We start from the raw sequence: 11,762 nt of genomic DNA on the forward strand, positions 1-11,762 counted from the left end.
GGGGGGCGACTTTCACAGGTAATCGTTATCGTTCGGTGGTCGAAACCGGAGCGCCGGCCTCCAGCGCGGCCGCCGTGTTGACCACGGCCAGGTGACTGTACGCCTGGGGGAAGTTGCCGACCTGGCGGCGGCGCGCGGTGTCGTACTCCTCCGCCAGCAGCCCCACGTCGTTGCGCAGGCCCAGCAGCCGCTCGAACAGCTCCCGCGCCTCCTCCCCCTTGCCCATCAGGGCCAGCGCGTCGGCCAGCCAGAACGAGCAGGCCAGGAACGTGCCCTCGCCGCCGGTCAGCTCGTCGAGGTTGTCCAGGTCGTGGCGGTGGCGCAGCACCAGCCCGTCCCTGCCGAGCTCGCGCCGCACGGCCTCGACCGTGCCGGCCACGCGTGGGTCGGACGGCGGCAGGAAGCCGAGCCTGGGGATGAGCAGCAGCGCCGCGTCCACCCCGCGGGAGCCGTAGAACTGGGTGAACGTGTTGCGCTCCGCGTCGTAGCCGTGCTCGCACACCTCGCGGTGGACCTCCTCGCGCAGCGCCCGCCACCGGCCGGCCGGGCCGCCGTGGTCGCCCGACTCGACCGTGCGGACCATGCGGTCGGCGGCGACCCAGGCGAGCACCTTGGAGTGGGTGAAGTGGCGGCGGGGGCCGCGCACCTCCCACAGGCCGTGGTCGGGGTCGCGCCAGTGGCCCTCCAGGTAGTCCATGAGGGCGCGCTGCAGGTCCCAGGCGGCGTCGTCGTGGTGCAGGCCGGCCCGCCTGCCCTGGTACAGGCAGTCGAGGACCTCGCCGTAGACGTCGAGCTGGACCTGGGCGTACGCGGCGTTGCCGACGCGCACCGGATGGGAGCCCTCGTAGCCGCGCAGCCACTCCGCCCGCCACTCGGGGATGCGGCGGGTGCCGTCGAGCGTGTACATGATCTGCAGGTCGGCCGGGTCGCCCGCGACCGCGCGCAGCAGCCAGTCGCGCCAGGCCCGCGCCTCGTCCTCGTAGCCGGCCTGCAGCAGGGCGCGCAGCGTGAACGAGGCGTCGCGCAGCCAGCTGTAGCGGTAGTCCCAGTTGCGGGTGCCGCCGATCTCCTCGGGCAGCGACGTGGTGGGCGCGGCGACCAGGCCGCCGGTGGGCGCGTAGGTGAGCGCCTTCAGGGTGAGCAGGCTGCGCCGCACGGCGTCGCCGTACCGGCTGCCCTGGTAGGTGCAGTCGCGCAGCCAGCCCGTCCACGTGCGTTCGGTGTCGTCCAGCGCGGTGAACGCGTCGACCCGGGCCGGGCGGGGCAGCCACGACTGCTGCCAGGTCAGCACGAACGGCAGCCGGTCGCCCGCCGCGACCGAGAAGCGCGCCGCGGTGACGCCCGTGCCCTCGCCCGTGCCCTCGCCTGTGCCCTCACCCGTGCCCTCGTCGAGCGGCACGGGCGCGTCCAGCCAGGCCGAGTCGGGGCCCGCGACCGCGGCCAGCTCTCCGCCGTCCTGCCTCGTCCAGGGGACGATGCTGCCGTAGTCGAAGCGCAGCGCCAGCTCCGTACGCATCTCGACCCGGCCGCGCACGCCCTCGACGATGCGCACGACGTCGGGCGCCTCGACGCGCGGCGGCATGAAGTCGAGCACCCGCACGCACCCGCCCTCGGCCTCCCACGTCGTCTCCAGCACGAGCGTGTCCTGCCGGTAGCGGCGCCGCGCGGTGGCGTCGGCGTCGGCGGGGGCCAGCAGCCAGCGGCCCGCGCGCGGGTCGTCGAGCAGCGCGGCGAAGCAGGCCGCCGAGTCGAAGCGGGGCAGGCACAGCCAGTCGATCGAGCCGTTCCTGCCCACGAGGGCGGCGGTCTGCATGTCGCCGATCAGCGCGTAGTCCTCGATCCGCATCGGTGCACCCCCTGGTCGGTCCAGTGCCCCAGGACCGGCCGATGGAACGCAGGGGTTATCCCTGAGTCACCCCCGGTGTCGCGGGCGCGGGGGCGGGTGGACCCTGGGGGCATGGCCGCTGAGGGTGACATTCTCTCGGCCGAGGTCGAAGCGGTGCCCGGCCGGCAACGCCAGGTGGCCACCGCCCTGACGCGCCTCGGCTTCAAGGTGCTCCACATCGGGACGACGATCAGCGTGCGCGCGCCGAAACAGGTCTGGGAGCAGGCGTTCGGCCTGCCCCAGGTGGAGGTTCCGGGGGAGCTGGGCGAGCTCGTGGTCGGCGTGCACTTCGCGGAGCCACCGGACCTGCACGCTCTTTGACGGCCGCCCCCGGTCCTCTTCCGCAAAGGAGCGACATGACCACGATGACCGAGCGCCGGGAGGACACCGTCTACTTCGAGGCGGCCCTGCGGCCGGACAGCGGGGCCTCGATGTTCGCCGAGTCCTCCGCCACTCAGAGCACCGGTCTGGAGCAGCTCAGGCCGGCGCCGGGGCTCGCCGAGCGCACCGCGAGCGCGTTACAGGCCAAGGGTTTCACCGTACGGCACGTCGGGACCTTCTCCATCAGCGCCGAGGGCCCGAGGTCGCTGTGGGAGAGCACGTTCCACACGCACGTCGAGGTGCGCCAGGCCGACCTGGAGGGCCGCCCGCCGGACGTGACCGCCGCCGCCGGCCCCCAGGTGCCCTACCTCGCGCACGTCAGCGGCGAGCCGTTCACGATGCCGCAGGACCTGGAGCCGTACATCGAGCGGGCCTACCCGCAGCCGCCGCCGCGCTTCTTCGCCTCCCCCATCCCGCCCCGCGTCGCCTACCACCACCTGCGGGTGCCCGACGACGTCGCGCTCCTGCTGCGCGCGCACGCCGTGCACGACCGGGGCATCACCGGCCGGGGCGTGCTGGTCGCGATGCCCGACACCGGCTTCTACCGGCACCCCTTCTACGACCACCACGGCTACAACTTCAACGCCACCCTCGCCCCCGACGCGACCCGCGTGCAGCGCGACGAGCACGGGCACGGCACCGCCGAGGCGGCCAACATCTTCGCCAGTGCCCGCGACGTCGACTTCGTCGGCGTCAAGATGGGCGCCAACGCCACGCTCGCCTTCAAGACGGCCTCCGACCTGTCGCCCGCCGTCATGACCAACAGCTGGGGCTACCACCTGCCCGGCCTCGACACGCTGCCGAACTTCCTGCGCCCGCTGGAGCTCGCCGTCGTCGAGGCGGTGCGGGAGCGCGGCATCACCGTCTGCTTCTCCGCCGGCAACGGGCACGTCGCCTTCCCCGGCATGATGCCCGACGTGATCTCCGTCGGCGGCGTGTTCGTGGACGAGACGCAGGTCAACGGGGACTTCAAGCTGGAGGCGTCCGACTACGCCAGCAGCTTCGACAGCCTCATCTACGCCGGGCGGCACGTGCCCGACGTGTGCGGCCTGGTCGGCAAGGCGCCCCGCGCGATCTACATCGTGCTGCCCGTCGAGCCCGGCGACGAGATCGACACCAGCCTCGCCGGGCCCGGCTACCCCGCCAAGGACGGCACCGCGCCCGACGACGGCTGGGCCGTGATCAGCGGCACCAGCGCCGCCTCCCCGCAGGTGGCCGGGGTGTGCGCGCTGCTCAAGCAGGCCCAGCCCGGCCTCTCGCCCGACCTGGTCAAGGCCGTGCTCAAGGCGTCGGCCCGGGACGTCGTCGACGGCAAGAGCGCCATGGGGCAGGTGGCCGGCGACGGCTACGACGGGCCCACCGGGGCGGGGCTGGTGGACGCGGAGGCGGCGTACCGGCTGGCCCGCTCGGTCACCCCGCGCAACCTGAACACGCTCCCGCCGCCCCGCTGAGCCCCCGCCTCGCGGGGGCGCCGGGCAGGTCGTCGCCCGGCGCTCCCGCGAGGGTCACGCCCAGGTGTCGGCGGGCGGGGCGCCTGCCTGATCGCCGGCCCAGGCGACGTGGCCGTCCGGGCGCACCAGCACGGCCCGTACCGTCGCCCACGCTCCGGCCGGATCGGCGAGGCGGGCGCGGTGCGGGTCGGCGTGCGGGAGCTGCGGCAGCTCGGCGTCGCCGGTCAGGTCCAGCAGGACGTGGCGGCCCGCGTGCATCAGCCCGTACAGCGTCCCGGCCCCGTCGGCGAAGGGCAGGTCGGGGGCGCGGGTGCCGGTCAGCGGGTGGGCCGGGCCCGGCCCGGACGGGGGGTAGCGCACGTCGAGCGCGGCCAGCCGTTCGGCCAGCGTGCGCGACAGCTCGGGCACCTCGGTGAGGAGCGAGCTGAGCAGCGAGCGCAGCGCCCGCCCGTCGTCGGAGATCGCGGTCATGAGCGCGGTCTGGGCCATGGTGTGGCGCAGCAGCTCGGCGCCGACGGGGTGGCGCTCGGCGTGGTAGGTGTCGAGCAGGCCGGCGGGCGCGGTGCCGCGGACGGTGGCGGCCAGCTTCCAGCCGAGGTTGGCGGCGTCCTGCACGCCGACGTTGAGCCCGACCCCGCCGGCGGGGAAGTGCATGTGCGCCGCGTCCCCCGCGAGCACGATCCGCCCCCGCCGGTACGTCTCCGCCTGGCGGGCGGCGTTGCCGAAGCGGGACAGCCAGCGCGGATCGCGCATGCCGAAGTCGGTGCCGAGCACGCGCACGACCTTGGCCCGCAGCTCCTCCAACGTCAGCTCGCCCGGGTGGCCGGGGCGCAGGTCGTCGGCGGTCGCGCCGACGAACCGGTGCACGCCGCCCGGCAGCGGCACCACCATCACGCCGCCGTGCTCGCCGGCCGCGCTGAGCGGCCCGGCGGGCGGCTCGTCGAGGACGACGTCGCCCAGCCAGCCCCAGACGCTCGGCTCGGTGCCGGGGAAGGCGATGCCGGCCGCCTGCCGGACGGTGCTGCGGGTGCCGTCGCAGCCGGCCACGTAGGAGGCCCGCAGCCGGTACGTCCCGCCGGGTCCCTCCGCCAGCACGGTCACCGCGTCGGCCCGCTCCTCCAGCCCGGTGACGCGGTGGCCGCGCAGCACGGTGGCGCCCAGCTCCCGCGCGTGCTCCTCCAGCAGCCGCTCGGTGTCGGCCTGCGGCAGGAACAGCGTGAACGGGTACGCGGTGTCCAGCACGCCGAAGTCGAGGCGCTGGGGCAGCCCGCCGAAGTGCCCGGTCGGGATCGGCAGGCCGGCGGCGCGGAAGCGGCCGGCGATGCCGCGCATGGCGAGCACCTCCAGCGTTCTGGGGTGAATGGTGACCGCCTTGGAGTGCGGGTCGCGCTCCTCGCGGGTCTCCAGCACGGTCACCGGTACGCCGTGCAGCCGCAGCTCGGCGGCCAGCCACAGCCCGGTCGGCCCGGCGCCGACGACGATGACGGGGTCCATCGTTCCTCCCTTGGTCGGTGACCAATTCAGTGAGGCGAGTAAACTAGGTCAGTGACCAAAAGGCAACCTGGGGCCGACCGCCTGGAGCCCCGCACGGTCGTGGCGGCGGCCCTGCGGCTGCTCGACGATCAGGGGCTGGACGCCGTCTCCACGCGGGCCGTCGCGGGCCTGCTCGGCGTGCGGATGAACACCGTGCTCTGGCACGTCAAGACCAAGTCCAGGCTCCTGGAGCTGATGGCCGACGCCGTCGTGGCCGGCATCCCGCTCGACGGGCTGCCGGCGGCCGCGCCGCAGCGGGCCAGGGAGCTGATGCGGCGCTACCGCGCGGCATTGCTGCGCCACCGCGACGGCGCCGCGCTGGTGGCCGGCACCTACGCCGCCGAGCCCGCCACCCTCCGCTTCGCGGACGCGGTCGTCGCGGCCCTGGCCTCCGGCGGCGCGACGCCCCGGCAGGCCGCCTGGACGCTGAGCGCCCTGGTCTACTTCACGCTGGGGCTCACGCAGGAGGAGCAGGGGGCGACGGGAGCCGACGGGAACCGGCTGCGCGCCGCCGTCGCCGCCGGCTCCTACCCCGCCCTCGCCGAGGCGGTCGGCCACCTCGTGGAGGGCACGTTCGACGAGCGGTTCGAGGACGGGCTCGACCGCATCCTCGTCTGACGAGACGGTGAGTGAAGGCCGGCCTCGTTTTCCAGGCGAACAGCGTGAGAGGCACGGCCCCGTCTCTAGGCGAACAGCGAGACAGGCACGGCCTCGGCCAGGGCGCGGTAGCCGGCCGGGCTCAGGTGGAGGTGGTCGCCCTCGTCGTAGGCGGCGGCCAGGCGGCGGGGCGCGGCCGGGTCACGCACCGCCCGGTCGAAGTCGACCACCGCGTCGAACGCGCCCGCGTCGCGGATCCACGCGTTGACCGCCTGCCGGGCCTCCTCCCGGTGCCCGTCGGGGTCGTCGTACGGGTCGTTGCCGCCGAACGGCGTCAGCGTGGCCCCGTACACGAGCAGGTCCTTGGCGCGGGCGCGGACGGCGATCTGCTCGTAGGCAGCGAGCAGGTCCGCCACGACCTGCCGCTGGCCGGCCCGGGTCGCGGGGGCGGTGCCGAGGTCGTTGACGCCCTCGAAGACGAGCAGCCAGCGGGCGCCGCTCTGGGCGAGGACGTCCCGGTCGAGGCGGGCCAGGGCGCTCGGGCCGAGGCCGTCGTTCAGCACCCGGTTGCCGCCCGCGCCCTGGTTGGCGACGGCGACGCCGGCCGGGAGCCGGTCGAAGAGGCGGTCGGGCCAGCGGTCGTTGCCGTTGGTGGTGGAGCCTCTGCCGTCGGTCAGCGAGTCGCCCAGCAGGACGAGCGTGGCCGCGTCCGGCCCGGCCCAGACCTCGGCGCCGCTGAGCAGGTACCAGTGGTCGACCGGGGTGGCGGCGGGCAGGCCGGCGGCGTTCACGTGGTCGCCGGTGGCCAGGTGGGAGGTGGTCCTGGAGCCGGGGTGCGAGGTGAGGGCGGAGGAGGCCAGCCCGTGGGCGAGGTGGACGGTGACGGCCAGCACCGAGCCGGGGAGCAGGTCGTACTCCAGGGGGTCGGAGACGACGTGCGCCCCGGGCGGGACCGTGGTGGAGTCGCGGCCGGAGAACGTCACGGGCCGGGAGGTCTCCGGCCGGATGCCGCTCGCGCCCGCCCCGCCGGCCGGCAGCGCCACGGCCACGCGAGTGATCGGCAGCGGCGCGCCCCCGAACGCGTTGGACAGCCGCAGCCGCAGCCGGTCGCCGCCGAGCGTGACGCGCAGCGTCTGCCGCAGCGTCGTGTCGGCCAGGCTCAGGCCCTCCTTGGCGTACGGCGGGGGCGGCATGTTGTCCGGCTCGGTGAGCTGCGGCATGGCCGTCCACGTGGTGACCCAGCGGCCGGACGGGTGCGAGACGGACATGAGGGCGCTCCACTGGTCGGTCGTCAAAACTTTCGGCACCCTAGCGAATGTTTCGCCGACGCTCGCGGCCGGGTCGCGTTTTTACCGGCACTTGTCGATCAAGTCATAGGTCCGCGCACCCTTCCCGCCTAAGGTCGCCACCATGGACTCTGCGGACGACGGCGGGCGGGAGCTGATTCTGCGGACCGCCACCAGGCTGTTCGCGGCGCTCGGCTACGACTGCTCCTCCGTCGCGCAGGTCGCCGAGGCGGCCGGGGTGGGCCAGGAGGAGATCCACGCCCACTTCCCCACCAAGCGCGAGCTCTACCTGGCCGTCATGGAGCAGGCCCGCAACGTGCTCGCCGAGGGCATCCGGCCCCGGGTCGACGCGCTGATGGCGGCGCCGCCGGAGCGGCGGGCGCGGGCGCTGCACGACTTCATCGACGGCTACCTCGACCTGTGCGTGGCCCATCCGGAGATGCCCGCGCTCTGGATGCACCGGTGGCTGTCCGACGCCAGCGACATCGTCAGCCTGGAGGCCGAGAACGCCCAGCCGCTGACCCAGTACGTGGTGGAGGGCGTGGACACGCTCGCCGCCCCGGCCGGCGCGGACCCGCTGCACACCACGTACACGCTGATCTGGTGCACCCACGCGTTCGTGGTCAGCGGCGTGCTGGACGGGAGCGGGGTGCGGCGCGGCATCGACGACCAGCGCCAGCTGCGCCGCTTCCGCGCCCACCTGCACCAGCTTCTCGGGCGCGGGCTGGGCCTGCCCGAGCCGGAGGCCGGGCAGCGGGTGCCCGGCCTCTAGGGTCCGGCGAAGCCGCGCTCTCAGCTCAGCAGCAGGATCAGACCGGCCAGGAGAAGCACGGCGACGACCGCGGCCGCCGCGGTCACGCCTGCCGCGCCGAACCGGCGGCGGATGAGCTTCGGGTTGTGCGCCATGGTGATCCTCTTTCCGTGGTCGGGCTTGTCACCCAGCACAGTCGGGCCAGCGGCCGGGGAGGTTCACGGGTCACGGAAACCGGCGCCGCCGACCTGTCACTCCATGGGCGGAACGTAACCAAATCCCTACAGGTCTGCGTGTAACCTGCCCGTATGGGGGGTTTCGATGGGGTTGCGGGCTCACCGCGCGTGAGCGAAGCCTGCTGACGCGGTGCCGACGGACGACGCCCCGGCGACAGCGAACGGCCCGTCCCGCCCGGACGAGCCGGCGAGCGGCGCGTCCCGCCCGGACGAGCCGGCAAGCGGCTCGTGCCACCACCCGGACGAGCCGGCCGACGGCGCGGCCCGCCTCGACGAGCTGCTGATCGACGCCGTCGTCAGCACCGGCGCGCACATCGGCGCCGTCTACCTGCTCGACGACAGCGGCCAGGTGCTGCAGATGGTCTCCGAGGTCGGCCTGCCCGCACCGATCGCCCGCGCCTGGGCCAGGGTCAGGACGAAGGACCCCGTGCCGATCGCCGTCGCGGTGCGCGAGCGGCGGCTCATCTGGATCAGCGGGCGCGAGCACCTGGCCCGCGAGTTCCCCGCGGCGGCGCTGGCCCTGCCGTACCCGTTCGCCGCCGCTCTGTCGCCGATCCGCTGCTCCGGCGGCGAGGTGCGGGGCGGGCTCCTGCTGTTGTGGCCGGCCGGGTACGTGTCCGGGCTGACCAATCGCCAGTACGACGTCATCGACCGGACCCGCACCGCCATCGGCGACCTCGTCCGCGACGGCGCCCGGCGGGGGCGGCCGGTCCAGGCCGGGCCGCGACCGCGGCTGCTCGGCCCGCGCACCGCGCACGCCGCCGACGGCCGGGCCGGCCTCGTCGCGCTGGAATGCCTCAACCGGCTGCCGGAGGGGTACTGCGTGCTGGACGTCGAGGGCCGGGCGACGCTGGTCAGCGCCCCGGCCGCCGACCTGCTCGGCGTGGCGCCGTCCGCGCTGCTCGGCCGGCGGCTGTGGGAGGTGTTGCCGTGGCTGGCCGACCCCTCGTACGAGGACCGCTACCGCGCCGCCATCATCAGCCTGCAGACCACCCACTTCGTCAGCCGCAGCCCGGCGGGGCGGCGGCTGACGTTCTGGCTGTATCCGGGCCTGTCCGGCATCACCCTGCGCATCACGCCCGGCGTCGCGTCCAGCGCCGCGACCGGGACCTCGACCGGCGGGGTGTCGTCCGGGGAGGTCACGCTCGATCCCGTCGTCGGCGGGGACCGGGCGCTGCGCGTCATCGCGGTGCACGAGATCCTGAACCTCGCCACCGCGCTCGCCCGCGCGGTGACCGCGCAGGAGGTGCTCGACCTGGTCGCCGACCACGTCATGCCGGTCTACAACGTGCAGGCGCTGGCCATTCTCACCGCGAAGGGCGGGCGGCTGCGCGTGGCCGCCTCGCGCGGCTACAGCCGGCAGGCCGTGGACGAGTTCGACGGCCGCCCGGTCATCCCGGTCGCGCCCGAGAACCAGCCGTTCGACGCGGCCAAGCCGGCGTTCTTCTCGACGTGGGACCAACTGCGCGCCACCTACCCCGACGCGATCCGCTCCGACGGCATGTGCGCGTGGGCGTTCCTGCCGCTGGTCACGTCGGGGCAGCCCATCGGCACGTGCGTCCTGGCCTACGACCGGCCCCACCGGTTCAGCACCGACGAGCGGGCCACGCTCACCGCGCTCACCGGCCTCATCGCGCAGGCCTTCGAGCGGGCCCGGCTCTACGACGTCAAGCACCAGCTCGCCCAGTGCCTGCAGTCGAGCCTGCTGCCGCACACGCTCCCGCACGTCCCCGGCCTCGACGTGGCCGCCAGGTACGTGCCCGCCACCCCCGGCATGGACATCGGCGGCGACTTCTACGACCTGATCCGCCTCAGCGACACCATGGCCGCGGCCGTCATCGGCGACGTGCAGGGGCACGACGTGACCGCCGCCGCGCTCATGGGGCAGGTGCGCACCGCCATCCGCGCGCACGCCTCGGCCGGCGGCAGCGCCGGCGACGTGCTGGCGCACACCAACCGGCTGCTCGTCGAGCTGGCGCCCGACCGCTTCACCAGCTGCCTGTACGTCGGCCTCGACCTGCGCCGGCACACCGCGCGCCTGGCCAGCGCCGGGCACCTGCCGCCGGTGCTGGGCCGGCCCGGCGCCCCGGCGCGGGTCGTCGACACCTCCCCCGGCCTGCTGCTCGGCATCGACCCCCGCGCCGAGTACGCCACCACGGAGCTGGCCATCGAGCCCGGCGACGTCCTGGCCCTCTACACCGACGGCCTCATCGAGGAGCCGGGCCTCGACCTGGGCGACGCCATCGCCGCCCTGGCCCGCCGCTTCCGTCCCGCCGCCGGCCGGCCGCTGCACGACCTGGCGGAGACGCTGATCGAGCCGGCCACGCTGGAGCGGCGCACGGACGACATCGCCGTGCTGCTCCTGCGCGCCGCGTCCGGCTCAGCGGCGGGCTGACAGCCGCAGCACCGCCTTGCCGGAGGAGAGCGACACCACGCGCACGCCGATGTTGTTGACCGAGCCCGTCGCGCCCTCACTGAGGAACACCTGGGACATCGCGCCCCGCGCGGTGCCCTTCACGTGGACGGTGGAGGAGTCGAAGGAGATGGCCAGCCGGGTGATGCCGAACCGGGGGCTGACCCGGAACGAGACGCTCTTGGTGAGGGTGAGGTTGCACCTGCCGTCGTAGCAGGCGCGCAGGTTCGGCTTGGCGGCAGCTGTGCTGGCTGCGGTGGCCGCCGGGGTGACGGCGGGGACGATGGCGAGGGCGGCGGCCACCGCCAGGGCGGCGCTCCTGATCGTGCGGGACATGATCCTCCTTGCTCTCCATGTGCGGGGCATCCAGTGTGCGACGGCCGCGCCGGGACCGGTCCCGGGAAGGAGCGGGCAAGCTTGGGTACGGAAGTTCCAGGAGAGGGAGGAGTGCGATGGACGTCCCGGGGAGCCTCGCGCGCGGCGTCGCGCCCGCCGCGCCCGGCACGCTGCACGCCCGCAGCGTCAACGGCGGCGTCGCGATGCCGCCGAGGCCCGGCCTGACCGTGCGGTTCGGCCGGGGCGAGCGGCCCGACGTGGACCTGTGCGTCGGCGAGGACGACCTGTGGGTGAGCCGCCGTCACGGCGAGCTGACCTACCGCGAGCACCGCTGGTGGCTGCGCAACACCGGCCGTCAGCTCCTGCGCCTGCCCCGGGGCCGGCTGATGCACGCGACGACGGAGGCGATCCCGCTGGCGCCGGGGTACACGCCGGTGTTCGTGCGCGGGTCCGGCTTCCGCGAGCACCTGGTGGAGCTGTACGTCACGGGCCACGACGCGGATCGGGCGCCGCGCCGGCGGGCGGAGACGCAGCCGCCGCGCAGGTGGCCGCTGGACGACGACGAGCGGCTGCTGCTGGTGGTGCTGGGCCGGCGGTACCTGCTGTACGAGGAGGGGCCGCGCCCCCTGTCGTACCGGCAGGCGGCCGAAGAGCTCGCCTGCTTGCGGCCGGACGGCGACTGGCGGGAGCGCAGGATCGAGAACCGGATCGAGGGCGTGCGCCGACGCCTGGACGCGGCCGGTTTCCCGTACCCGCTGACCCACGACAAGGCGGCGGGCGGCCCGTCGGACAACCTCCTGCACAACCTGCTGCGCGGCCTGGTGGAGTCGACGACGCTGGTGCCCCCGGACCTCGACCTGCTGGAGGACGACCCCGGCGGGCCCGTGGGGTGA

General features: G+C 74.7%; 10 protein-coding genes. 6 read left to right on the forward strand and 4 right to left on the reverse strand.

Translation table 11 applies throughout. The features are described from left to right. Nucleotides 1-25: 25 nt before the first annotated feature. Nucleotides 26-1,846: a glycoside hydrolase family 15 protein gene (locus KIS93_RS16345; RefSeq protein ID WP_080036778.1), complete on the reverse strand. Its 1,821-nt coding sequence runs from the start codon at nt 1,844-1,846 to the stop codon at nt 26-28. 111 nt (nt 1,847-1,957) lie between these two features. Here KIS93_RS16345 and KIS93_RS16350 point away from each other — a divergent pair, with 111 nt between their 5' ends. Then, on the forward strand, nt 1,958-2,206 hold the full coding sequence (locus KIS93_RS16350) for a hypothetical protein (protein WP_155126462.1): 249 nt from the start codon (nt 1,958-1,960) through the stop codon (nt 2,204-2,206). 35 nt (nt 2,207-2,241) lie between these two features. Next, nucleotides 2,242-3,717: a S8 family serine peptidase gene (locus KIS93_RS16355; RefSeq protein ID WP_080036776.1), complete on the forward strand. Its 1,476-nt coding sequence runs from the start codon at nt 2,242-2,244 to the stop codon at nt 3,715-3,717. Nucleotides 3,718-3,771: 54 nt separating this feature from the next. Here the strand turns inward: KIS93_RS16355 and KIS93_RS16360 are convergent, their stop codons facing one another. Then, a complete protein-coding gene (locus KIS93_RS16360) occupies nt 3,772-5,211 on the reverse strand; it encodes an FAD-dependent monooxygenase (protein ID WP_080036775.1) in 1,440 nt (479 codons plus the stop codon). A gap of 51 nt (nt 5,212-5,262) precedes the next feature. On the opposite strand from KIS93_RS16360, the gene KIS93_RS16365 reads away from it, so the two are divergent. Then, nucleotides 5,263-5,868, forward strand: a complete 606-nt coding sequence (locus tag KIS93_RS16365; protein ID WP_080036774.1) for a TetR/AcrR family transcriptional regulator C-terminal domain-containing protein — start codon at nt 5,263-5,265, stop codon at nt 5,866-5,868. 65 nt (nt 5,869-5,933) lie between these two features. Here KIS93_RS16365 and KIS93_RS16370 read toward each other — a convergent pair whose 3' ends face one another. After that, nucleotides 5,934-7,154: an SGNH/GDSL hydrolase family protein gene (locus KIS93_RS16370; protein ID WP_230465975.1), complete on the reverse strand. Its 1,221-nt coding sequence runs from the start codon at nt 7,152-7,154 to the stop codon at nt 5,934-5,936. 103 nt (nt 7,155-7,257) lie between these two features. Here KIS93_RS16370 and KIS93_RS16375 point away from each other — a divergent pair, with 103 nt between their 5' ends. Together KIS93_RS16375 and KIS93_RS16380 are read left to right on the forward strand one after the other, a co-directional pair. Then, the gene (locus KIS93_RS16375; RefSeq protein ID WP_080036772.1) at nt 7,258-7,905 is read left to right on the forward strand and encodes a TetR/AcrR family transcriptional regulator; all 648 of its coding nucleotides are present in this window, start codon (nt 7,258-7,260) and stop codon (nt 7,903-7,905) included. Nucleotides 7,906-8,250: 345 nt separating this feature from the next. Next, nucleotides 8,251-10,515, forward strand: a complete 2,265-nt coding sequence (locus KIS93_RS16380) for a SpoIIE family protein phosphatase (protein WP_080036771.1) — start codon at nt 8,251-8,253, stop codon at nt 10,513-10,515. On the opposite strand, the gene KIS93_RS16385 is transcribed toward KIS93_RS16380, so the two are convergent. Then, a complete protein-coding gene (locus KIS93_RS16385) occupies nt 10,501-10,869 on the reverse strand; it encodes a hypothetical protein (RefSeq protein ID WP_080036770.1) in 369 nt (122 codons plus the stop codon). The genes KIS93_RS16380 and KIS93_RS16385 overlap by 15 nt on opposite strands. 116 nt (nt 10,870-10,985) lie before the next feature. Between KIS93_RS16385 and KIS93_RS16390 the strand changes: the two genes are divergently transcribed. Then, on the forward strand, nt 10,986-11,762 hold the full coding sequence (locus KIS93_RS16390) for an FHA domain-containing protein (protein WP_080036769.1): 777 nt from the start codon (nt 10,986-10,988) through the stop codon (nt 11,760-11,762).

The organism is [Actinomadura] parvosata subsp. kistnae (assembly GCF_900323885.1).
GTDB classification, from domain to species: domain Bacteria; phylum Actinomycetota; class Actinomycetes; order Streptosporangiales; family Streptosporangiaceae; genus Nonomuraea; species Nonomuraea composti.